Genomic DNA, 23,425 nt, shown 5'->3' on the forward strand with positions numbered 1-23,425 from the left:
CTGAAGGCAGCCCGTTACGTTTTTATTCTGCTTCGTCCAGCCAGACTAACAGAATCGCCTCCAGAATTTTTTCATTGGATGCGTTGGGATCGTCGTCAAACTCTTCCAGATCGCAAATCCACTGATGCATATCGGTGAAGCGTACGGTCTTCGGATCGAGATCCGGGTTGGCGTCGTACAGCGCCTCGCCGATTTCACGGCTGTCTGTCCACTTCAGTCCCATATTAATGCTCGCGTGCGTGGTTAAGCGTATAACGCGGAAGTTCGACCACCAGATCTTCATCGGTGACGCGCGCCTGACAGCTCAGACGGCTTTCCGGCTCCAGACCCCATGCTTTATCCAGCATGTCGTCTTCATCTTCTGTGCTCTCCGCCAGGGAGTCAAACCCCTCGCGGACGATGCAGTGGCAGGTTGTGCAGGCACAGGATTTTTCACAGGCGTGTTCCACTTCAATACCGTTACGCAGGGCAACGTTAAGGATGGTTTCGCCGGTCTCAGCTTCCAGAACTGCGCCATCCGGACAGAGGTCCGCATGTGGCAGAAAAACAATCTTTGGCATATTAAACCTCGTCCACGGAGTGGCCTTTCAGCGCAGTACGGACAGACTGGTCCATACGACGAGCGGCAAACTCCTGGGTTTGTTTATCAACGTTTTTAATCGCTTGTTCTATGGCGTCAGCATCATTGCCTTCGGCCACCGCAATCAACTGTGCGACGGCATCGTCAATGGCCTGACGTTCAGCGGCGCTTAGCAGCGCGGCATCAGCAGTGAGTGCGCTGTTCAGGCTTTCCAGCACGCGTGCGGCTTCGACTTTCTGTTCGGCCAGCATACGCGCCTTCACATCCTGCTCAGCAAAACTCATTGAGTCCTGAATCATGGCGGCGATCTCATTATCGGTCAGACCGTAGGACGGTTTCACCTGAATGGAGGATTCGACACCGGTCGATTTTTCCATCGCCGTGACGCTCAGCAGGCCGTCCGCATCCACCTGGAAGGTGACGCGGATGTGCGCCCCGCCTGCAGGCAGCGCCGGAATGCCGCGCAGGGCGAAACGCGCCAGCGAACGGCAGTCCTGAACCAGCTCGCGCTCACCCTGCAGGACGTGGATGGACATTGCAGTCTGGCCATCCTTGAAGGTGGTGAACTCCTGCGCGCGGGCCACCGGAATGGTGGTGTTACGCGGGATCACTTTCTCCACCAGGCCGCCCATGGTTTCTAACCCGAGGGAGAGCGGGATAACATCCAGCAGCAGCATTTCGCTGTCCGGCTTGTTGCCGACCAGAATATCGGCCTGGATAGCGGCGCCGATAGCGACCACTTTATCCGGATCGATAGAGGTTAATGGCGTGCGGCCAAAGAACTCGCCCACGCGCTCACGCACCAGCGGCACACGGGTTGAACCGCCGACCATCACCACCTCCAGCACCTCTTCGGCTTCCACGCCCGCATCTTTCAGCGCGCGACGGCAGGCCAGCAGGGTGCGTTTCACCAGCGGGGCAATCAGTTCATTGAACTGCTCGCGGCTGATGCCGCCTTTCCAGCCCGCCACCTCAACGGTCACGGAGGAGGCATCGCTGAGAGCGATTTTGGCGGCAATGGCCGCATCCAGCAGCTCGCGCTGGACGCGCAGGTCGCTGCGATCGGCAATCCCCGCCTGCTCGCGGATGTGATCCGCCAGCAGATGGTCGAAGTCGTCACCGCCGAGGGCAGAGTCGCCGCCGGTCGCCAGCACTTCAAACACCCCGCGGCTCAGGCGCAGGATGGAGATATCAAAAGTCCCGCCGCCGAGATCGAATACCGCGATCACCCCTTCCTGGCCGGAGTCGAGACCATAGGCAATGGCGGCCGCGGTCGGCTCGTTGAGCAGACGCAGCACATGCAGGCCCGCCAGACGCGCGGCATCTTTGGTGCCCTGACGCTGGGCGTCATCGAAATAGGCCGGCACGGTGATCACCACGCCATCCAGCTCGCCTGAAAGGGTCGCGGTGGCGCGGGCGGCCAGCGCCTTGAGAATATCGGCAGAGACACGGATCGGGTTCAGTAACCCTGCGGCAGTGGCGATCATCGGCAGGCCATTTTCACTTGCCTGCAGCTGATACGGCAGATGGGGATAACGGTTCTGGATATCCGCCAGCGAGCGGCCCATCATGCGTTTTACCGAGCTGATGGTGTTGGCAGGATCCTGCGCGGCATTGGCGCGGGCATCGAAGCCCACGCTGTGGCCCTGAGGCTGATAGTGGACCACAGAAGGCAACAGATGTTGACCCTGCGCATCCGCCAGCGTCTCAGCCTGGCCGCTGCGCACGGTCGCCACCAGCGAGTTTGTGGTGCCTAAGTCGATGCCCACCGCCAGACGACGCTGGTGCGGTGCGGCACTTAAACCTGGCTCACTAATTTGTAATAAGGCCATAATCGCTTCCGAAATTAAAAATCGAGCAGCTTTTCTTCGAGTTGTTCAGCACTGCTTCGCAGTTTATCGAGAAAACGCAGCTTGCGAACGCTGTCCGCTGCCACGTCCCACGTCTCGTTATTCAATTGGTCAACCATCTGCTGATGGCGGGTATCGAACATCCCTTTTACGCGCTTGATAAAGCGCTCCAGACGGGCTTCGTCTTTGGCCTGTTCAATCTCATCCAGCTCTTCACGCAGCTCCAGCTGTTCCATCAGGAACGCGGTGTCGCGGACGGTGTGTTGCTCACTGGAGAGATCAAACCCGTGACGCGAAAGCAGATATTCTGCCCGGCTCAGCGGATTGCGCAGGGTTTGCCACGCCTGATTGATGGTCGCAGAGTGCTGCACCGCCGCCAGTTGTTCCGCCTGCGTACCGCTGGCGAATTTATCCGGGTGATACTGACGTTGCAGATCCTGGAAACGGGCCGCCAGCGCCTGAGTATCAATTTCATACCCGGCTGGTAACCCAAAGAGGGTGAAGTAATCCATAACAATCTCAGGGTTAGCTGATTAAAGCAAACCCCACACACAGCCTGGCTGCGGTGGGGTTAACAGGTGATGCGCAATTATACGTGGAAGCTTTCGCCGCAGCCGCACTCGTCTTTCACGTTCGGGTTGGTGAACTTAAACCCTTCGTTAAGACCTTCTTTAACAAAGTCCAGCTGAGTGCCGTTCAGGAACTGCAGGCTTTTACCATCGACCACCACCTTCACGCCTTTGTCTTCGAACACGGTGTCTTCCGCCGCAGGTTCGTCAACAAATTCCAGTACATACGCCATACCGGAACAACCGGAGGTGCGTACACCCAGTCGCAGGCCAAAGCCTTTGCCACGGTTTGCCAGGAAGGCGCTTACTCGCGCGGCAGCGCTGTCGCTAAGGGTAATCGACATAACAACCTCAACTAATTATTTTGCTTCACGTTTGCTTTTGTAATCCGCAATTGCGGCTTTGATCGCATCTTCCGCCAGGATAGAGCAGTGAATTTTCACCGGCGGCAGTTCGAGTTCGTCAGCAATATCGGTATTTTTAATCGCCTGCGCTTCGTCCAGAGACTTGCCTTTCACCCACTCGGTAACTAGGGAGCTCGACGCGATTGCGGAACCGCAACCGTAGGTCTTGAAGCGCGCATCTTCAATGATACCTTCATTGTTGACTTTAATCTGCAACTTCATCACGTCGCCACACGCTGGTGCACCCACCATGCCGCTGCCTACGCTGTCGTCGCTGTTGTCGAAGGAGCCCACGTTACGTGGATTCTCGTAATGATCGATAACTTTTTCGCTGTATGCCATGCTGAATTCTCCTTACAAACCGATTAGTGATGTGACCATTCAATGCTGTTCAGATCCACGCCTTCTTTGTACATTTCCCACAGTGGAGAAAGATCACGCAGACGGCCAATGGAGTTGCGAACCAGTTGGATGGTGTAGTCAATCTCTTCATCGGTAGTAAAACGACCTAAAGAGAAGCGGATAGAGCTGTGTGCCAGTTCGTCGGTCATGCCCAGCGCACGCAGTACGTAGGACGGCTCCAGGCTTGCGGAAGTACACGCAGAACCGGAAGAGACGGCCAGGTCTTTCAGCGCCATGATCAGCGACTCGCCTTCAACATAGTTGAAGCTGACGTTGAGGATATTTGGTGCGCCCTGCTCGAGATCGCCGTTCAGGTAGACCTCTTCCATATCCTTCACGCCTTCCCACAGACGGTTGCGCAGCGTACGCAGGCGCGCCATCTCGGTTTCCATCTCTTCTTTGGCGATACGGTAAGCTTCACCCATGCCCACGATCTGGTGAACAGGCAGCGTACCGGAACGCATGCCGCGCTCGTGACCACCGCCGTGCATCTGGGATTCGATGCGGATACGTGGCTTACGACGCACGTACAGCGCGCCGATACCTTTCGGGCCGTAGATTTTATGGCCGGAGAAGGACATCAGGTCCACTTTCAGCTGGCTCAGATCGATAGGCAGTTTGCCCACGCTCTGGGTCGCATCCACGTGATAGATAATGCCGCGCGCACGGCACAGCTCGCCGATTGTCGCGATATCCTGCACCACGCCGATTTCGTTGTTAACGTGCATGATGGAGACCAGAATGGTGTCGTCACGCATTGCCGCTTCGAGCTCTTTCAGGTCGATGATACCGTTGCGCTGCGGGGCGAGGTAGGTTACTTCAAATCCTTCACGCTCCAGCTGACGGCAGGTATCCAGCACGGCTTTGTGTTCAGTTTTGCTGGTGATGATGTGCTTGCCTTTTTTCTGGTAGAAATTAGCGGCACCTTTAATCGCCAGGTTATCGGATTCGGTTGCGCCAGAGGTGAAAACAATTTCACGCGGGTCGGCACCAACCAGCTCGGCAATCTGGTTACGGGCGATATCTACCGCCTCTTCAGCATGCCAGCCAAAACGGTGTGAACGGGAAGCTGGGTTACCAAAGTTTCCGTCCAGGGTCAGACACTGCATCATTTTCTCGGCAACACGCGGGTCCACCGGCGTGGTTGCGGAGTAGTCGAGATAAATCGGTAATTTCATTGCTCTATAAACTCCGTACATCGCTTCAATGCAAGGAATCAGGCAACCGGCTGGATGTACGACCGAGTACACGGGGCGTTACGCCCCGGCCTGATTCTGAAATACTTATCTTTTTATTACGCGCGTAATTTGACGTCGATAGCGTCCTGCGCGCGGGTATTACGATGGGAATCGTGGCTGTGCTGACGGCCTGATACATCCAGAACTTCCTGGTTATTTACCAGCTCACCGAGGGTGATATTGTTCAGGAAACCGGTCAGACGGTCGCTCAGATCGCGCCACAGCGCGTGCGTCAGGCATTTGTCGCCGCCCTGACAGCCGCCTTTACCCTGGCAACGGGTCGCGTCGACGGATTCGTCAACTGCGCTAATCACTTCACCAACCGCAATACTGCCCGCGTCTTTACCTAACAGATAACCACCGCCAGGACCGCGAACGCTGGAAACCAGGCCATTTTTACGCAGTCGGGAAAAAAGCTGTTCCAGATAAGAGAGGGAGATTCCCTGACGTTCAGAAATATCAGCCAATGGAACCGGGCCCGCTTCGGAGTTGAGCGCAACGTCCAGCATCGCGGTCACGGCATAACGCCCTTTAGATGTCAGTCTCATGTCTTACTTAACCTCAAACTCGCCCCTGCCCGGGGTTTTTTATTGTAAAGTGGGGGTATTGCATAGCAGGGCCAAGTCTGACATTCCTGACTAAAATGGTCAACTATTTACTTGACTGATTTAGTCAGGTATTTAACCTTCTGTGCGCTCATCAGTTTTTGCCCGGCGGCGCTTCGCTTGCACGGGCGTACGGTTTTCGTAGGCCGGGTAAGCGCAGCGCCACCCGGCGCCACACCGCACTACTCTTTATTCTTCTGCTCAATCGACGCCAGAATACCGCGCAGGATGTTCAGCTCCTGGCTCTCCGGACGGGCGCGAGTAAAGAGGCGGCGCAGACGATTCATCACCTGACCCGGATGACCGGCGCGGATAAAGCCGGTGGCGAGCAGGGTCTGCTCCAGATGGCCGTAGAACCGCTCCAGATCGTCCACCAGCGGATAAGGCGTCTCTTCCTGCGCGGCGGGAACATCTTTTTCCTGGGTTGCCAGCCAGGCCATACGCACCTCATAGGCAATGACCTGCACGGCCATGGCCAGGTTCAGCGAGCTGTACTCCGGGTTGGCGGCAATGGCGACGTGATAGTGACACTTCTGCAGCTCATCGTTGGTCAGCCCCACGCGCTCACGGCCAAACACCAGCGCCACCGGCGCATGCTGGCCTTCGCTGATGCTTTTCAGCCCGCATTCACGCGGGTCGAGCATCGGCCACGGCAGGGTGCGGGAACGCGCGCTGGTACCCACCACAAGGCTACAACCCGCTAAGGCTTCATCCAGGGTATCGACGATCTGGGCATTGCCAATCACGTCGCTGGCCCCTGCCGCGAGGGCAATGGCCTGGGAGTCGGGTTTGACCAGCGGGTTAACCAGCCAGAGATTGGTTAAGCCCATGGTTTTCATAGCGCGGGCTACGGAGCCCATGTTGCCGGTATGCGATGTTTCGACCAGCACGATTCGGATATTTTGCAGCATAATTTTTCTGAGTATGGAGAATATTCGATGATGTTATCATAAACGGAAGACATATTCCGATCCCGCTGCTATACTCTGCGCCGTTTTCGTTTCCCCGTTCTTTAACATCCAGTGAGAGTAACCGATGCAACATCCTATGTTGACCATCGCCGTGCGCGCAGCGCGCAAGGCGGGTAATGTAATTGCCAAACACTACGAAACACCCGATTCCGTAGAAACCAGCCAGAAAGGCAGCAATGACTTTGTGACCAACGTTGATAAAGCGGCAGAAGCTGTAATTATCGACACCATTCGCAAATCTTACCCGCAGCACACCATCATCACCGAAGAAAGCGGTGAGCATGAGGGCGAAGATCAGGATGTTCAATGGGTTATTGATCCACTGGATGGCACCACCAACTTCGTTAAACGTCTCCCACACTTCGCTGTTTCTATCGCTGTACGCATCAAAGGCCGTACCGAAGTGGCCGTGGTTTACGATCCAATGCGTAACGAACTCTTCACCGCCACCCGCGGTCAGGGCGCACAGCTGAACGGCTACCGTCTGCGCGGCACCAACGCTCGCGACCTCGACGGCACCATCCTGGCGACCGGCTTCCCGTTCAAAGCCAAACAGCACGCCCCTGCGTACATGAAAATTCTGGGCAAACTGTTCACCGAGTGCGCCGACTTCCGCCGTACCGGCTCCGCTGCGCTGGACCTGGCTTATGTTGCCGCTGGCCGCGTTGATGGTTACTTCGAGATTGGCCTCAAGCCGTGGGACTTCGCCGCTGGCGAACTGATCGCGCGTGAAGCGGGTGCGCTGGTGTGTGATTTCACCGGTGGCCACAACTACATGCTGTCTGGCAACATCGTTGCGGGTAACCCACGCGTGGTAAAAGCCATGCTGGCGAACATGCGTGACGAACTGAGCGAAGCGCTGAAGCGTTAATCTCAGCAGGCGGGTGAAGATCTTTCACCCGCCTCTTTTCCTGCCCTGCCCGCCCCAGACAATTAACGATTACTGCAGCAGTGACAGCAGTATACGAATGAAGGTATTGGTGACCATCGCCAGCACCGCCATGCCGTTAAACAGCGCAAAATACCGCCACCCTTTTTGACACCGCGCCTCCCCCAGCCACTGATGCAGCAGACAGGCGATACCGCCCGTCGCCAGTCTGGCTAACAGCACGCCAATCATGGTGGGGACGAATAGCAGCCATCCTGTCAGGATCAAATCATGCTCCCGCGCCCCCAGCAGTAGCCACACGATTTGTGAAGGCATATAGAAGCTCAGCGCGAAAATGAGCGGCAGCCGAATATTGCTCCGGGGACCTTCAGCGCTTTTCCGCCAGCACAAGGCATCGCGAACCAGCAACACACCCAGTACCAGCGTGGCGAAATAGCAGACGTAGTTGAACGCTGCGACAAAGCGCAGCAATACCTCGTGGGAGAGATTCTGCGTAAATCCGATGCGCCAGAAAACAATGACAAAAAAACCGCCCTGCAGGATCCAGCTGCGCACTATCCAGTCAAAGAATTGCCTGGCCGAAGGCTGGTTATGCAGCATCCAGGCGACGAGAGGTATTTTGCTGTAGCCGGGATGCAGAAAAGCCAGCACAAAACCGGCCACCAGCAGCTTGCCGTACATGGCGAGCGGAAGCGTGTCGATGCTGGTTTGCCCCATACCGATAAGAAAATAGAGGGTGGAATAGATGCGGGGGAGATCTTCAGGCCACCAGCTCGCCAGTTCGGGCCAGAAGCAGACGAGCGCCAGGCCGACAGCAGGCCGGACCCGGCGGCTAACCAGAGATTGCGTGTTGAAACAGTAGTATTATGATCGGTCATCGTGACTCCTTGTCATGACCCCAAAGCAAAGCTTGCAAACTAAAACATCCCTGTCGAAGCGACAATCATATCCCGCCATTTTGGGATTTTTGCCCGGCAGGGACGACTAAAACGGCCTCAGCCCTCTGCCCACCGGCACCGCGCTCAGCCACATGATGACTGCCGCCGCCAGCAACACCACACCGCCCGCTAATGCCAGCGTCGTCCATCCGACCTGTCGCCACAGCACCGGCGTTTTATTGCCGCTGAGCCTGACCGCCAGATGGCGAAAGCCGTGCACCAGCAGTGCCAGCGAAGAGATGGTTAACCCCGTTCCCGCCGCCATCGCCAGCGCCGAGGCCACACCCCAGCTGAATACGCCGATCACCTTACTGAACAGCAGCACCATAATGGCCCCGGAACAGGGCCGCATCCCCATCGACAGAATAATCATCAGCCGCGTCCGCCAGTCGTCCGCGCCCTGCATCTGCCCCGGCGTGGGCAGATGTTGATGGCCGCAGCCGCAGTTTGCGTCGTGGACGTGATGCGGGGTAAAGGCTTTGAAGGTCGGTTTGCGCAGCAAGGCACGCAGTTTTTTCAGCGCCCGCCAGCAGAGCATAATCCCCAGCACGCCCACCAGGGCGTAGCTGCCCTTCTCCAGCCAGAAGCTACTCATGTGCAGATCCCGCGCCGGGAGCCGCAGCAGCATTAATACCCCCACCACCAGGGCGATCGCCACGCCCCCCTGTAATAAAGAGGAGGCCAGGGTTAAGCCGATGCTCGATTTCAGTTTTGAGGGGTGGGTAGCAAGCCAGGTGGTGATAACAATTTTGCCATGTCCCGGCCCCAGCGCGTGCAGCACGCCATAGAGGAAGCTGAAGATCAGCAGTGACCCGCCTGCTGCCGTCGGGTTATCGGCCACCGCTTTCAACAAACCGCTCATCTGCTGGTTGACCTCCCGCTGCCAGAGAATGCTCTGGCGCATCACCTGCGGCCACGCCTGCCATAACCACACGGCTCCCGCCGCCGCCACAACGAGGAACAGCGCCAGCGGCCAGAGATCCCACCCACGTCGCGCGCGCATTACTGACATTGTAAGGTCACCGTCTGGGCAAACTGTTTGCCGAGATTCATATCTTCCGGCGGGGCATCATCTTTATCCAGCGAGCTGGCAAAGTTGAGCGTCTCATCGCTGGGCTCCGGGGTATCGATAGTGAGGGCGCATTGACTTTTCAGGCCGTCAGGCAGCGTCACGTCACTATCCTCTGCATAGCTCATGTCGACGTAATAAGAGGGATCGAAGGTCGAGAAGGTGTACTTTTGTCCGGCCAGCGGCTGGGGCTCCGCCAGCGGCAGGATAAATGTCAGCACCGCCTGGTGATCAATGCGGCTCATACCGTACTGAGTGGGGCGGTTAAGAAATTTCACCTTCTCCCCGTTATGCCAGAACTCGGTAAAGTAGTGCTGGCCGAGCACGTTGGCCATGACCTCCGCCGCCAGCTTTTTCCAGATTTCATCCCCGGGCTTTGCGTTCCCGGCATCATAAAGCAGATCGGCGGATGTTAGCTCGTCCATTACCCAGCGCATTTTCAGGCCGGTGACCTGCTCATCCTTCACCATGATTTGCGTTTTCAGGGTGATAAAGCTGTGAGGGTGCGCGACGGCGGAAAAAGACAAAACCGCCAAAAAAAGCGCAGTTGCGCTGCGTTTAACTATTTGCATCTCATCCTCACGTCAAAAATTCTGTGATGTTCACCCGCATTCCTGAAGGAAAGCCCGGCATCCCGTGCTATGGCGTACATCCTTTAGCTATTCTTATCAAACACACTCACTGGAACCCGACAGATGATGACGACTCTCGAAATGCCATCTGCACTTTCCAGTTCGCAGCGCCGCTGCCAGGTTCTGTTGATGCTCTATGTGCCAGGCTTTCGCGCCACTCTGCAAAGCATCGGGGAAATCAATGGTGTCGATGATGCCCTCTGCCGGCAGGATATCGACGAGATGCGCATGGAGATCCAGCGCTATCACCAGCTCGACATTGCGACACAGCATGATGGCTGCTACCTGCTGGAAGGTAGCCACCTTAATCAACGCTTATGCCTGCTGCACTGGTTGCGCCGGGCGTTACGCCTCTGCCCCCACTTCATCGCGCAGCAGTTTACCCCATCTCTGAAGATCGCGCTAAAGCAGCTCGGCATCGCCCGCACGTTATATGACGACACTAACCTGCAGGCGCTGGTCAATTTCTGTTCCCGCCGACTGCAACGGCAGTTTGAATGCCGTGACGCGCAGTTTTTACAGCTCTACCTGCAATACTGCCTGCTCCAGCACCATCTGGGCCAGACGCCGCAGTTTACAGTGGTTCAGCGTAACTGGACCCAGTCGCGTAACGAATATCTGATGGCGCAGGAGATTGTACGCCACTGGCAGCGCCGCGTGGTGCAGGTACCCCACGCGGATGAACAGCTGTTTCTGGCTCTGCTGTTTATGATGTTGCGTACCCCCGATCCGCTGCGCGATGCGCACCAGGAAGATGAACGCCTGCGCCACGCCATTACCCGGATGATCGACCGCTTCCGGGAACAAACGGGGATGCATTTCAGTGACGAGCAGGGACTGACCGCTCAGCTCTATATCCACCTTGCCCAGGCGCTGGACCGCTCGCTGTTTGGCATTGGCATCGACAACAGCCTGCCGGAGGAGATCCACCGCCTCTATCCGCGCCTGATGCGTACCACCCGGGAGGTGCTGTTTGAGCTGGAGTCCGAATTCGGCCTGCGGTTCTCCGAGGAGGAGGCGAGCCTGGTGGCGGTGATCTTTGGCGCCTGGCTGATGCAGGAGACCGATCTGCATGAAAAGCAGGTGGTGTTGCTGACCGGTGAGGATAAAGCGTGCGAGGAGCTGATTGAACAGCAGCTCCGGGAACTGACCCTGCTGCCGCTGAACATTCGCTATGTGACGCTACAGTCTTTTCAGAAGGAGGGTGCCCCGCGCGAAGCGGCCCTGGTGGTCACACCTTACACCACCGCCCTGCCGCTGTTCTCGCCGCCGCTTATCCATGCCGTCGAGGCGTTGAATGCGCAGCAGCAGGAACATATTCGCGCCATGCTGGAAACTTAGCGCACTGCCACGCGCGGACGCAGCAGAACCGCGGGCAGCGCCACCAGCGCCATCACCCAGAAGACCCCGTGACCCAGATGCTGGTAAAGGAAACCGGCAAACACGGTCATGATGGCAATACTGCCCCCCATCGCCACGGCGGAGTAGACCGCCTGCAGGCGGATCACGTCGCTGCCTTCGCGCGCCGCGATATAGCGCATCGCCGCCAGGTGGCACACCGTAAAGGTGCCGCAGTGCAGGATCTGCGCCACAATCAGCCACGGCAGCTCCGTGGTCCAGCCCATCAGACCCCAGCGTACAATCCCGCAGAGGGCCGATAACAGCAGCAGGTCCCGGGCGCTGAAGCGGCGAAACAGCCTGTTGCTGAGAGCAAAGATAATCACTTCCGCTACCACGCCCAGCGACCAGAGATAGCCGACAGCGGAGGCTGAATACCCGGCTCCCTGCCAGTAGATAGCGCTGAAGCCATAGTAGGCGGCATGCGCCCCCTGCAGCAGACAGACGCAGGCCAGAAAACGCCAGCTCTGGGCGACAAGCGATCGCCAGGCGGGCCAGCCTGCGCTCTCCTGCTGACGGCTCTCCCCCTGCGGCATGACTGAAGGACGCAACAGCATACCGAGCAGCATCGACAGGATCCCCACGCTCAGCAGTGCCAGAATCGCGCGATAGTCGTAAAGGCTCACCAGTTTGCCCACCAGCGCCGAGCCAATCACAAAGGCAATCGAGCCCCACAGCCGCACCCGGCCATAGTCCATGGTGATCTGCTTTTGCCAGGTATTGGCGAGCGCGTCGGTCAGCGGGACCAGCGGCGAGAAGAAGAGGTTAAAGCCCACCATCACCACCATCAGCCAGGCAAACTGCTGGCTGACCCAGAAACCGGCCATAAACACCAGGGTGAGCAGCGCCAGCACGCGTACGGCTTTGATTAACAGGGAGGGATCGCTGACGCGCGGCGCAATAAGCAGGCTACCGAGAAAACGTGCCACCAGGCCCGAGCCCAGCAGAAGGCCAATCATCTCCGGCGTAAGGCCAATTCCCTTGAGCCAGACGCTCCAGAAAGGCAGAAAAATACCGTAGCTAAAAAAGTAGGTGAAGTAGCTGAGCGCCAGCCAGCGTGTGGAATGCAAAACCATGAATCCCTCCCGTTTTGGAGGCGATAGTCTGGCGGCAAAAACGGGCTGGCGCAAGGGAGTATTAACAGCGGTTTAACAGTTTCGGCGAGCCTGTTCGACGGCGATTTCCATCGCAAAACGACTGCTCTCTCCCTGGGCTAACGCCACCAGGCCAGGCTGCCCGGCCATATGGTGGGCATTGACCGGATGGCTCTGGGGCTCAAGACATAAGAACGATTGGCCCGACATTCTGAACAGCATCAACCACGGAGTTTGCGCTGTAATTGTGATATTCATCACATCATGATCCAGGGTCGCCACGCCGTTCCAGCCGGAATAGCCGACGTTCAGCCAGCGATCGCCACCATGGCGTGACGTGCTGAAATCGACATCCGCCGGGATATTGCTCTGCCAGGCTTGCGGTAAATGGTGTTCACCTTCCGGCCAGTAGCCGCTGGCGGAGAAGCGCAGGCGGCTTTGCGCATCAAAACAGAACCACGGGTGAAAGCCCAGGCCGTACAACATCGGCGCCTGACCAAGATGGGTGAGCGTCAGCTCCGCCCGCAGAACGTTCCCGCGCAGCTGGTAGCGCAGCCCAGCCTGATAATCAAAACCGCACTGATGCTGGCTGCGCAAGGTGAGGACGCACGCCTTGTCGGAATGGGAAGCTATCTGCCAGCGCGACTGCCAGCCGTCACCGTGCAGGAAGAAGCGCTCATCAACCGGACTTTGCGGCAGCACCACCTCCCGCCCCTGAAACCGGAAGCGATTCCCCGCCACCCGGTTTGCCAGCGGCACCATCGGAAACAGCGCGCTGTCGCCGCCGTCCCATAACACCGGCTGCCCGCAGGTCAGGGAAAAGAGTTCCTGTAACCCGCCGCCCTGCGGGTTGACGCGCATCCGGAGATGCGCGTTTTCAATCAACAGCGTTTCCATTAGTGCACGCGCTCAGCATGATTTGCGGAGGCAACCTTGCCGTGCTGTTTTTCCAGCTGCGCCTCCAGCGCCTCCAGCGTCACGCCTTTGGTCTCCGGCACTTTACGCAGAATGTAGAGATAGCCCGCCGCGCAAATCACACCGTAGAGCAGGAAGCTCCCCGCTGCACCCAGCCCGGCATTGAGCAGCGGGAAGGTGTAGGTTAACAGGAAGCAGGCGATCCACAGCGCCAGCGTGCCCACGGACATCGCCAGGCCGCGCACGCGGTTGGGGAAGATCTCCGACAGCAGCACCCAGGTGACCGGCGCCAGCGTCACGGCGTAGATGGCAATCGCCGCCAGCACCAGCAGCAGCACCGGCCAGCCCATGATGTTCATGGCGTAGGCGCTGGCAATCAGCACGTAGATAATGGTCAAGCCTGAGGCGCCGAGCAGCATCAGCTTGCGGCGGCCAATCTTATCCACCAGCGGCAGCGCGGCGAGGGTAAAGACCAGATTAATGATGCCGGTCGCCACGATCGATTTCAGGGTGTCGTTGATATCAAACCCGGCCGAGGCGAAGATCTCCTGGGCATAATTGAAGATCACATTGATCCCGCACCACTGCTGGAACATCGCCAGCACGATGCCGATGATGACAATCGGTTTGACCTGCGGTTGCAGGAGCGTGGAGAACGCCACCTTCTGGGTGTCTTTCTCCAGGGTGTGGGCGATCTCTTTTAAGGTCTGACTGGCGTACGCCGGGGTGCCAATACGCTCCAGCATCGCGCGGGCACGCTCTGGCTTGCCCGCCTTCATCAACCAGCGCGGCGATTCCGGGACAAAGAACATCAGCACCAGAAACGCCAGGGCGGGAACCAGCTCAGCGCCAAACATCCAGCGCCAGCCGGTCTGCCCGTTCCAGGTCTGAATGATGGCCTCCTGAGTGGCGCCTGCCGCTACCGGCTCGGCAATCATCAGGTTAATCAGCTGTGCGGCCAGCACGCCCACCACGATGGTCAGCTGGTTAATCGCTACGAAGCGACCGCGCTTTTCCGCCGGGCTGACCTCCGCGATATAGAGCGGACTCAGGGCGGAGGCCAGGCCGATACCGAGGCCGCCGACGATGCGCCAGACCACAAACATATCAAAACTGCCCGCCACCGCCGTACCCCACGCCGAGGCGCTGAACAGCACCGCCGAGAGGATAAGCGGACGCTTGCGGCCAAATTTATCGGCACACCAGCCGGAGATCAGCGCCCCGAAGATACAGCCCACAAGGGCGGAACTCATCGCCCAGCCGGACTGTGCCGGGTCGGTAATGGAGAACCAGGCTTCATAGAAGGGCTTGGCCCCGCCAATCACCACCCAGTCGTAGCCAAACAGGAGTCCGCCGCAGGCGGCGACCAGACAGATAGTCCAGACGTAGCCCATTTTCAGTTGTGTCTGCGCGCTATTATTCATGTTGATTCCTCTTTAAGGGAAACGCAGGGTACAGAGGGTTAACAGGTGGGTTTCCCCACCTGCGAGGTCAGTTAATGGAAAATGCCCGTGGCCTGCGCATGCTGAAACAGATGCGCTTTGTCATGGGCCGGGTTCAGCGCCAGTAAGTTCCCCAACAGGCGTTTGCAGGCCGCGAGCTCGCCCAGCCCTGCATAGCCCAGCGCCTCAATGAACAGGCAATGCTGCTGGTGCTGATGACCCGCTGGCGTATCCAGTACCACCAGATCCGGGAGCGAAACTGCAAAGAAATCCGCTTCGGGCAGGTCGTCACGATGGGCCTGCACCCACGCCAGGAATCCCTGGAAGTGGCGCTCCGCCGCGGCGGGATCGCCCAACTGGCGCAGCGCCATTCCCTGCCAGAACAGATAGTCCGCTGGCTGATCGTTGTAGTAGCGTCCGGCATCGAGAGTGGAGCCGCCCTGTGCCGCCCGGGCAAAACAGCGTTGCGCGTCGGCATGTGCGCCACTTTGCGTATGGCAGTACCCCAGCAGATACCAGATATCGTTATCGGTTTGCCCCGGCAGACGCCCCTCCCCCAGATTGTGTGGATAGTGCAATGCCGCCTGCAGCAGAGCCATCGCCTCCTGGAATTCCCCGCGGCTTATGTGCTGCAGGGCACGATGCTGCTGGTTCAGCAGATACTGCCCGGTCACTTTGCCTTCACCCCCTTCCCACGGATGGAACTGCCGCTCCTGAAGTACCTGCGCCGCAGCATCGTAGCGCCCGGAACCGTTCCACAGACTCAGGAGTTCTGCGGTGAGGTCATCGCGCTTCAGCGCCACGCGCTCCCGCTCGGTGAGCATGGCGAGGCGTTTCCCCACCGGCTGCCCGGTGAGCTTATTGAGATAATCAAGCTCAAACAGGAAACGCGGATTGTCCGGCTCCAGGGCCACGGCGCGCTGCAGACACTGCTCCGCCAGCGCCAGGTTGTGCTGTTTATTCCAGGCGTAGATCCCAAGCAGGCGGTGCGCAGGGGCAAACTCCGGCTCCTGCGCCAGCGTGGTCTGCCAGCATTTCACCGCATCGTCATAGCGGCGTTTGCTGTACCAGAAGCAGCCCAGCAGATAGCAGGCATACGGGTCGTCGTGCAGGGTTTGCAGCATTTGCACTTCATCAAGAGCATTCGGGAAACGTACCCGGTTGGCCTCGCAGCGCCGCGCCGCGGCAATATAGCGGGCACGGGTAGCAGGATCGTCGCTTAAGGCGGCCCGCCACAACTGGGGCAACGTCTCCTGGCTGTCGAGCAGATCCAGCATCTCGCGGGCGGCGTCGCGCATGCCCATCGAGATTAACCAGCCCGCCAGCAGGCAGGCATTGGCCCCTCGACGACCAGTCACCTGCAACAGCTGGTCACAGGCAGCATCATCCCGGCTGATTGCCCAGCGGGCATAGTGCAGGGCGTAGCTCAGAGGATGGGTTTGCAGGCAGCGCTGAATGTAGTCCAGCGCTGCGCCTTCGCCCTGCACCTCTGCCAGCGCGAGGGCTTTCAGCCCCATCGCCAGGTTGTTGCTGGCGTTGGTGCTAAGGCTGATATCAACTTTTTCCAGCGCATCAGCCGCGTTGCCGCGCTTCATCGCCAGCCGCGCCAGGGATAAGAAAGCCGCATCACGGCAGTTTCCGCTCCACGAGGCTTTGTAGTAGTGATCCCATGCGGCGTCGTCCTGCCCCTGCCGCTCCAGGGCCGTCGCCAGCAGCTGGCTGGCTTCGCCGTCGCGGGGGTTTTTATTCAGACGATGGGCGCGAACCAGCGCGGCTTCGGCGCAGCGTTGCGCCAGCGCCCAGTCGGCACGGTTGAGCGCCAGCGTGCCCAGCGCCACGTTATTGCGATAGTCGTTAGCATCCAGCGCCAGCGCCCGGCGATAGTAATCTTCCGCATAGCGGCTGGCATGGTTGTACTGCTCCAGATGCTGCCCGATAAAATAGAGTTCATCGCTGTTGCTGATCTCTTCCGGCATGGCGGGCGCGGTAGCCGGATCCGGCAGCGGCGTCTCCTGCGGGATATGCTCCTGGTAGTGGAGCAGCGTGCGGCCCGAGGCCTCTTTCACCCTCAGCGTTAAGCGCTGCGGCAAGGTATCCGGCAGCGCCTGCTGCCAGCTTTCGCCCGGCATCAGGGTCAGGTGCGTCTCCCAGACCGGTTTTTCGTCGGCGGTCAGCTCGAGCCGCACATCATGCAGCGGTGCGATGGCGTAGAGGCCGAGGTGAAGCTGCTGCTCACGCCGTTCCAGCTTAAGCGCCAGCTGCGTGTTGGCGTTATGCACCTGTCCCAGTTCGCTATAGGGCAGGAAGTTCTGCACGAAGATCTTCTCTTCGTAGGGTGCAAGCCAGGTGAAATCGGGCTGGTTATCGGTAAACACCCCGGTCATCAGCTCGATATAGGGGCCGTTTTCATCGGTCAGATTGCGATCCCAGGCACGGCCAAAATCGTCATGACCCCAGGTCCACTGCTTTTTCCCCGGCGACACATGGTGGTCGGCCACGTGCAGCAAGCCGCCGCGCTCGCCGTGGTGGTATGCCCCGACGAAATCGTAGTCCGATTTTTCCGCCATGTAGGAGGTTGGCACCGGCACGTTTTTGTAGCGGGAGATATCCACGCCCGCCGAGTAATCGACTTTATAGTAGGTGCCGGTGGCGATCGGGAAGGCGGAGACGGCGCGCTTGCCATGGTCAAATACCGCCGTGACGTCCGGCGGGAAGACGCTCTGGTGATCGTCCCCACCCTTCACCGCCGGATTTGCCCACCACAGGAAGTGGCGCGGCGTGGCATTGCCGTTGAAGACTTTGCCGGCGATCTCAATCAACGCCCGGTCCGGGTAAAGGGTAAACCCGGTCATCACCTGCAGGCCGCGCATCGGCTCGGCCTCGCCCAGCCAGACGGTTTGCGCCCCGTTATCCTGCTCCTGAATGGTGACGTCGACAGGCATAAAGGTGGTTGGGCGGTGGTGCTGCGGCCAGTTAAATTCGATGCCGCCGGAGATCCACGGTCCCAGCAGCCCCACCAGCGCCGGTTTCACCACTTCGTTGTAGTAAACGAAATCACGCTGCTGGACTTTGTCATACGCGCGATGAATACGTCCCCCCAGCTCCGGCAGCAGCATAATGCGGATGAAGTCGTTTTCCATCCAGACGGCCTGGTAATTACGGGTTTCGCGAACGCCGGTCAGGGTATCGGTCACGCCGTAGGGATAGACCGCGCCAGAGGAGCCCTGATAGACGCGCTTTTCCAGGAACATCGGGTTGGTATCTTCTGCGCCGGTGGTCCACGTCGGTAATGCCACGGTCTCCCGCCAGACCTTCACTGCTCCAGACATATTCACTCTCCAGTAAACAAATAATAGTAAAAAGCGATAAGATGGCAGTGTAGAGAGGAATTCAGCGCGCTGATTGCGTAATGCTCACGCAATATAATTAACGGAGTTTAGTGAATGCAGCTATCCGGTCTGAACAATCACAGGGTACGACAGCATAACCGCCGCACGATCATGTCCCTGGTCTGGCGCTACAAGCGCCTGAGTAAATCCCAGCTGGCCCAGCACACCGGGCTCTCTATTCCGGCGGTAAGCAAGATCCTGGATGAGCTGGTGGCGGACAAAAAGCTTGGGCATTCCAGTGAAAACCTCAGCACCCGGGGAATGAACAGCGGCCATTATCAGATCCCGGATGCGGGGCCATTAATACTCTGCATGAATGTCAGCCCCACCAGCATTGAGAGCCAGCTTATCGACGCCCGTATGTCGCCGTTAGGCGAGTTTCGCTGGACTGACGTGAACGCACAGACGCCCGAAGCGTTGTTACAGGCCATTGAGAACCTGTGGCAGCAGCAGCGCAAACAGTGGCCGGGGCAGCGCATTAATCTGGCGCTGGGGATCCACGGCCAGGTCGATACCGCCACCGGGGTATCGCAGATGATGCCCCAGGCGCCGTGGAAAAAACCGGTTGAGATTAAGTATCTGCTGGAAGAAAAACTGGGCATCACGGTGAAGGTGGATAACGACTGTGTGATGCTGGCGCTGGCAGAGAAGTGGCAAAACCCGGCCAACCGCGACGATTTTTGCGTGATTAACGTCGATTACGGTATCGGATCCTCGTTTGTGATTAATGGCCAGGTCTATCGCGGGACGCTTAACGGCAGCGGGCAAATTGGCCACACCATTTTCGATCGCGACGGCGTAGCCTGCGCCTGCGGACGCTACGGCTGTCTGGAGACGGTCGCCTCCCTCTCAGCCCTTAAAAAACAGGCGCGTTTATGGCTGAAATCCCAGCCCGGCACCCTCGGGCTTGATCCGGACAGCCTCACCAGTCTGCAGCTGATTGAGGCCTGGCGTCAGGGGAATGCTCCAATTCAGCGCTGGGCTGACGAGGCCGCCAACGCTATCGGACTGACGCTCTACAACCTGCTCAATATCCTTAATATCAACCAAATCTGGTTCTATGGCCGCAGCTGCGCCTTTGGCGAACGCTGGCTGCAGACCATCAATCGCCAGATTGGATTTACCCCCTTCGATCACGGCGATGCGGTGCGTAACCGGCAAACGGAAATCGCCTTTGGCGGCTTAACCCGGCAGCAGCAGATTATCGGCATTGGCTTTCTGTTCGTGGAGGACGCGCTGGCGGAAGGCTAGCGGAGAACATGCTGAAAGGGGGGGGAATTTAAATCATCCTGATGGCTGATTTATGGCGAAAAGCGGAATGGCGGGGCGGCAATTTGTGTATTAGCTTTAAGATAAATCCCACCCCAAACGAGCCTGCCATGAACACACTACGGTATTTCGATTTTGGTCAGTCCCGGGCGCTGATCCTGTTGATTGCCCGTCTCGCCCTTATCCTTCTGTTCATTATTTTCGGCGTGCCTAAAATGTTCGGTTTTGACGGCACGGTGCAGTATATGGTGAAGCTGGGCGCCCCGATGCCGATGCTGGCGGCCATTGTGGCGGTGATCATGGAAGTGCCCGCCGCCATTCTCATCGTGCTCGGCTTTTTTACTCGCCCGCTGGCGGTCCTGTTTGTCTTTTATACGCTGGGAACGGCGTTGATTGGGCACCACTACTGGGATATGAGTGGCGATGCGGTAATGCCGAACATGATTAACTTCTTCAAGAACATCAGCATCGCTGGCGGATTCCTGCTGCTGGCGGTGGCCGGGCCGGGCGCTATCTCCATCGACCGGCGTTAGCCATAAAAAAGGCCGCTTGCGCGGCCTTTCTGTTCTGCGAGGCAGACTTATGCGTAAACCGGGAAGCGGGCGCAGATCTCCAGCACTTTCGCTTTCACGCGTTCGATAACCGCTTCGTCGTTGATGTTGTCCAGCACGTCGCACATCCAGCCCGCCAGCTCTTTCACTTCCGCTTCTTTAAAGCCGCGGCGAGTGACAGCCGGAGAACCGATACGGATACCGGAGGTCACAAACGGGCTCTTCGGATCGTTTGGTACGCTGTTTTTGTTAACGGTGATGTTGGCGCGGCCCAGGGCAGCGTCAGCTTCTTTACCGGTCAGGTTTTTATCAACCAGATCCAGCAGGAACAGGTGGTTTTCAGTCCCGCCGGAGACCACTTTGTAACCGCGGTTCAGGAAGACTTCCACCATCGCTTTGGCGTTCTTAGCAACCTGCTGCTGGTAAACCTTGAACTCTGGCTCCATCGCCTCTTTCAGCGCCACGGCTTTTGCCGCGATAACGTGCATCAGCGGGCCGCCCTGCGCGCTTGGGAAGACAGCAGAGTTCAGTTTTTTGTACAGCTCTTCGTCACCGCCCTTCGCCAGGATCAGGCCGCCGCGCGGACCGGCCAGGGTTTTGTGGGTAGTGGTGGTGACAACGTGTGCGTGTGGAACCGGGTTCGGGTAGACGCCTGCGGCGATCAGACCGGCAACGTGTGCCATATCGACGAACAGGTATGCGCCGATGCTGTCTGCGATTTCACGCATTTTTGCCCAGTCAACAACACCGGAGTAGGCAGAGAAACCACCGATGATCATCTTCGGTTTGTGCTCTTTGGCCTGCTTCTCCATGTCGGCGTAGTCAATTTTACCGGACTCATCGATACCGTAAGGGATGATGTTGTACAGTTTGCCGGAGAAGTTAACCGGGGAGCCGTGAGTCAGGTGGCCGCCCTGCGCCAGGTTCATACCCAGTACGGTATCGCCCGGCTGCAGCAGTGCGGTATAGACAGCGAAGTTAGCCTGAGAGCCAGAGTGCGGCTGCACGTTAGCGTAGTCAGCGCCAAACAGCTCTTTTGCACGGTCGATTGCCAGCTGTTCAACCACATCGACATACTCGCAACCGCCGTAGTAGCGCTTGCCCGGGTAACCTTCAGCATATTTGTTGGTCAGCTGAGAGCCCTGCGCCTGCATCACGCGCGGGCTGGTGTAGTTTTCGGAGGCGATCAGTTCGATGTGCTCTTCCTGACGTACTTTTTCCTGCTCCATAGCCTGCCACAGTTCGGCATCATAATCGGCAATGTTCATTTCACGCTTTAACATCCGCATCTCCTGACTCAGCTAACAAGTAAATTTTGGCCTGAAAAGGCAGTCCTGATGGACGACGGGCAACAGTATAACTGATTAGCAGAGTGATAACAGGTCTTGACAAAGGATTTTACGCAAACGTTTACCTACCCGCCACGCAAGGGTTTGAGGAATAGCGTCCTCGCCCTGCAAAAGGGAATTCTTTTCAGGTTTGTGATGCAGTTAATTCATGTTGCAAAGAACCATTTACAAAGCAGGGTTATTTTTTATAAGATGCATTCAAAATACACTATTAAAGTAACATTTTAAGGAAGCTGCTATGTTAGATGCCCAAACCATCGCTACCGTAAAAGCCACGATTCCCCTGCTGGTCGAAACGGGTCCTAAACTTACCGCCCATTTTTACGATCGTATGTTCGCGCACAACCCGGAGCTCAAAGAGATTTTTAACATGAGCAACCAGCGTAATGGCGATCAGCGCGAAGCGTTATTCAACGCCATTGCCGCCTACGCCAGCAACATCGAGAACCTGCCGGCCCTGCTGCCAGCAGTGGAAAAAATCGCTCAGAAACATACCAGCTTCCAGATCAAACCTGAGCAGTACAACATTGTTGGCACCCACCTGCTGGCGACCCTGGACGAAATGTTCAGCCCGGGCCAGGAGGTGCTGGACGCCTGGGGCAAAGCCTACGGCGTGCTGGCGAACGTCTTTATCAACCGTGAAGCGCAGATCTACAGCGAAAACGCCAGTAAGACCGGCGGATGGGAAGGTACCCGTGCCTTCCGTATCGTGGAAAAAACCCCGCGCAGCCAGCTTATCACCAGCTTTGAATTTGAACCCGTCGACGGCCAGCCGGTTGCCGATTACCAGCCAGGCCAGTACCTGGGCGTGTGGCTGAAGCCTGAAGGCTTCCCGCATCAGGAGATCCGCCAGTACTCTCTGACCCGCAAGCCAAACGGCAAAAGCTATCGCATTGCGGTAAAACGCGAGGAAGGCGGTCAGGTTTCGACATGGCTGCATAACGAAGCCCGCGTGGGTGATGTGGTGCATCTGGCCGCCCCTGCGGGCGACTTCTTTATGGCTGTTGAAAGCAATACCCCGGTGACGCTGATCTCCGCCGGTGTCGGTCAGACTCCGATGCTGGCGATGCTGGACACCCTGGCGAAGGCGCAGCATAAGGCGCAGGTGAACTGGTTCCACGCCGCAGAGAATGGCGAAGTGCATGCGTTTTCTGATGAAGTGAAAAGCCTGGCTGCCGGCCTGCCGCACTTTACCGCTCATACCTGGTATCGCCTGCCGTCGGATGACGACCGTGCCGCTGCCCGCTTCGACAGCGAAGGCCTGATGGCGTTAAGCGAGCATAAAGAGCAGTTCCACGCCCCGGAGATGCAGTTCTACGTCTGTGGCCCGGTGGCCTTTATGCAGTATGCCGCCGCGCAGCTCCTTGAGCTGGGGGTGAATAAAGAGAACATTCACTACGAATGCTTCGGCCCGCATAAGGTGCTGTAATGCAAAAAGCCCCTCAGTAGAGGGGCTTTTTTTTGCCCGGCGGCGCTGCGCTTGCAGGGGCCTACGGGATGTCAAACAACGGGTAATTAAATCGCTGCGTCGTCTTCTTCGCCGGTACGGATACGGATCACGCGCGCCACGTCAAAGACGAAGATTTTGCCATCACCAATTTTGCCGGTCTGTGCGGTGCGGATAATGGTATCCACGCAGGTATCCACGATGTCATCCGACACCACGATCTCAATCTTCACCTTTGGCAGGAAATCGACCATGTATTCTGCGCCACGGTAGAGTTCGGTGTGGCCCTTCTGACGACCAAAGCCTTTCACCTCTGTCACCGTCATGCCGGTAATGCCGACTTCTGCCAGCGCTTCGCGCACATCATCCAGTTTGAAAGGTTTAATAATCGCATCAATCTTTTTCATGGTGGTCCTTAAACTTA

General features: G+C 57.9%; 23 protein-coding genes. 5 read left to right on the forward strand and 18 right to left on the reverse strand.

Features of this window, described 5'->3' with window-relative positions; all coding sequences use genetic code 11:
* Window positions 1-22: 22 nt before the first annotated feature.
* The 9 genes from iscX to trmJ form a co-directional block, all read right to left on the reverse strand.
* Window positions 23-223 (reverse strand): Fe-S cluster assembly protein IscX, encoded by a 201-nt coding sequence (iscX, locus tag C2U54_RS22100; protein ID WP_032613119.1) that lies wholly within the window; start codon window positions 221-223, stop codon window positions 23-25.
* 1 nt (window position 224) lies between these two features.
* Window positions 225-560: an ISC system 2Fe-2S type ferredoxin gene (gene fdx, locus C2U54_RS22105; protein WP_039029728.1), complete on the reverse strand. Its 336-nt coding sequence runs from the start codon at window positions 558-560 to the stop codon at window positions 225-227.
* 1 nt (window position 561) lies between these two features.
* Window positions 562-2,412, reverse strand: a complete 1,851-nt coding sequence (gene hscA / locus C2U54_RS22110) for a Fe-S protein assembly chaperone HscA (protein ID WP_103180720.1) — start codon at window positions 2,410-2,412, stop codon at window positions 562-564.
* Window positions 2,413-2,426: 14 nt separating this feature from the next.
* Window positions 2,427-2,942: a co-chaperone HscB gene (hscB, locus tag C2U54_RS22115; protein WP_039029730.1), complete on the reverse strand. Its 516-nt coding sequence runs from the start codon at window positions 2,940-2,942 to the stop codon at window positions 2,427-2,429.
* Window positions 2,943-3,019: 77 nt separating this feature from the next.
* Window positions 3,020-3,343, reverse strand: a complete 324-nt coding sequence (iscA, locus tag C2U54_RS22120; protein WP_103180721.1) for an iron-sulfur cluster assembly protein IscA — start codon at window positions 3,341-3,343, stop codon at window positions 3,020-3,022.
* A gap of 15 nt (window positions 3,344-3,358) precedes the next feature.
* Window positions 3,359-3,745 (reverse strand): Fe-S cluster assembly scaffold IscU, encoded by a 387-nt coding sequence (gene iscU / locus C2U54_RS22125; RefSeq protein WP_004866383.1) that lies wholly within the window; start codon window positions 3,743-3,745, stop codon window positions 3,359-3,361.
* 23 nt (window positions 3,746-3,768) lie between these two features.
* A complete protein-coding gene (iscS, locus tag C2U54_RS22130; protein WP_103180722.1) occupies window positions 3,769-4,983 on the reverse strand; it encodes a cysteine desulfurase in 1,215 nt (404 codons plus the stop codon).
* A 116-nt stretch (window positions 4,984-5,099) separates the two neighbouring features.
* Window positions 5,100-5,591: a Fe-S cluster assembly transcriptional regulator IscR gene (gene iscR / locus C2U54_RS22135; RefSeq protein ID WP_103180723.1), complete on the reverse strand. Its 492-nt coding sequence runs from the start codon at window positions 5,589-5,591 to the stop codon at window positions 5,100-5,102.
* A gap of 239 nt (window positions 5,592-5,830) precedes the next feature.
* On the reverse strand, window positions 5,831-6,559 hold the full coding sequence (trmJ, locus tag C2U54_RS22140; protein ID WP_103180724.1) for a tRNA (cytosine(32)/uridine(32)-2'-O)-methyltransferase TrmJ: 729 nt from the start codon (window positions 6,557-6,559) through the stop codon (window positions 5,831-5,833).
* Window positions 6,560-6,683: 124 nt separating this feature from the next.
* Here trmJ and suhB point away from each other — a divergent pair, with 124 nt between their 5' ends.
* Complete coding sequence (suhB, locus tag C2U54_RS22150) at window positions 6,684-7,490, forward strand: inositol-1-monophosphatase (RefSeq protein WP_103180726.1); 807 nt, start codon at window positions 6,684-6,686, stop codon at window positions 7,488-7,490.
* A gap of 69 nt (window positions 7,491-7,559) precedes the next feature.
* Here suhB and C2U54_RS22155 read toward each other — a convergent pair whose 3' ends face one another.
* The 3 genes from C2U54_RS22155 to C2U54_RS22165 form a co-directional block, all read right to left on the reverse strand.
* Entirely contained in the window at window positions 7,560-8,225 is a 666-nt protein-coding gene (locus C2U54_RS22155) for a hypothetical protein (protein WP_139156360.1), read from the reverse strand.
* A gap of 267 nt (window positions 8,226-8,492) precedes the next feature.
* On the reverse strand, window positions 8,493-9,458 hold the full coding sequence (locus C2U54_RS22160) for a nickel/cobalt transporter (RefSeq protein ID WP_103180728.1): 966 nt from the start codon (window positions 9,456-9,458) through the stop codon (window positions 8,493-8,495).
* Window positions 9,449-10,087 carry a DUF1007 family protein gene (locus C2U54_RS22165; RefSeq protein ID WP_103180729.1) on the reverse strand — a complete coding sequence of 213 codons (639 nt, stop codon included), beginning with the start codon at window positions 10,085-10,087 and terminating at the stop codon, window positions 9,449-9,451. Before C2U54_RS22165 ends, C2U54_RS22160 begins: the two co-directional genes overlap by 10 nt.
* 123 nt (window positions 10,088-10,210) lie before the next feature.
* On the opposite strand from C2U54_RS22165, the gene csiE reads away from it, so the two are divergent.
* The gene (gene csiE, locus C2U54_RS22170; RefSeq protein ID WP_103180730.1) at window positions 10,211-11,488 is read left to right on the forward strand and encodes a stationary phase inducible protein CsiE; all 1,278 of its coding nucleotides are present in this window, start codon (window positions 10,211-10,213) and stop codon (window positions 11,486-11,488) included.
* Here csiE and C2U54_RS22175 read toward each other — a convergent pair.
* The 4 genes from C2U54_RS22175 to C2U54_RS22190 form a co-directional block, all read right to left on the reverse strand.
* Window positions 11,485-12,621: a 3-phenylpropionate MFS transporter gene (locus C2U54_RS22175; RefSeq protein ID WP_103180731.1), complete on the reverse strand. Its 1,137-nt coding sequence runs from the start codon at window positions 12,619-12,621 to the stop codon at window positions 11,485-11,487. The two genes, csiE and C2U54_RS22175, sit on opposite strands and share 4 nt — an antisense overlap.
* A 72-nt stretch (window positions 12,622-12,693) precedes the next feature.
* The gene (locus C2U54_RS22180; RefSeq protein ID WP_103180732.1) at window positions 12,694-13,536 is read right to left on the reverse strand and encodes an aldose 1-epimerase; all 843 of its coding nucleotides are present in this window, start codon (window positions 13,534-13,536) and stop codon (window positions 12,694-12,696) included.
* The gene (locus C2U54_RS22185; protein ID WP_103180733.1) at window positions 13,536-14,978 is read right to left on the reverse strand and encodes a sugar porter family MFS transporter; all 1,443 of its coding nucleotides are present in this window, start codon (window positions 14,976-14,978) and stop codon (window positions 13,536-13,538) included. The genes C2U54_RS22180 and C2U54_RS22185 overlap by 1 nt, the downstream gene beginning before the upstream one ends.
* 71 nt (window positions 14,979-15,049) lie before the next feature.
* Window positions 15,050-18,325, reverse strand: a complete 3,276-nt coding sequence (locus C2U54_RS22190) for a DUF5107 domain-containing protein (RefSeq protein WP_103180734.1) — start codon at window positions 18,323-18,325, stop codon at window positions 15,050-15,052.
* 114 nt (window positions 18,326-18,439) lie between these two features.
* Between C2U54_RS22190 and C2U54_RS22195 the strand changes: the two genes are divergently transcribed.
* A complete protein-coding gene (locus C2U54_RS22195; protein WP_103180735.1) occupies window positions 18,440-19,636 on the forward strand; it encodes an ROK family protein in 1,197 nt (398 codons plus the stop codon).
* A 128-nt stretch (window positions 19,637-19,764) separates the two neighbouring features.
* Window positions 19,765-20,187, forward strand: coding sequence for a DoxX family protein (locus C2U54_RS22200; RefSeq protein WP_103180736.1), 423 nt, complete (start codon window positions 19,765-19,767; stop codon window positions 20,185-20,187).
* Between the two features lie 47 nt (window positions 20,188-20,234).
* Here the strand turns inward: C2U54_RS22200 and glyA are convergent, their stop codons facing one another.
* Window positions 20,235-21,488, reverse strand: coding sequence for a serine hydroxymethyltransferase (glyA, locus tag C2U54_RS22205; RefSeq protein ID WP_103180737.1), 1,254 nt, complete (start codon window positions 21,486-21,488; stop codon window positions 20,235-20,237).
* A 304-nt stretch (window positions 21,489-21,792) separates the two neighbouring features.
* Between glyA and hmpA the strand changes: the two genes are divergently transcribed.
* Entirely contained in the window at window positions 21,793-22,983 is a 1,191-nt protein-coding gene (hmpA, locus tag C2U54_RS22215) for an NO-inducible flavohemoprotein (RefSeq protein WP_103180738.1), read from the forward strand.
* An 86-nt stretch (window positions 22,984-23,069) separates the two neighbouring features.
* Here the strand turns inward: hmpA and glnB are convergent, their stop codons facing one another.
* Complete coding sequence (gene glnB / locus C2U54_RS22220; RefSeq protein ID WP_003860685.1) at window positions 23,070-23,408, reverse strand: nitrogen regulatory protein P-II; 339 nt, start codon at window positions 23,406-23,408, stop codon at window positions 23,070-23,072.
* Window positions 23,409-23,425 lie beyond the last annotated feature (17 nt).

This window comes from Leclercia sp. LSNIH1 (genome assembly GCF_002902985.1).
Taxonomy (GTDB): domain Bacteria; phylum Pseudomonadota; class Gammaproteobacteria; order Enterobacterales; family Enterobacteriaceae; genus Enterobacter.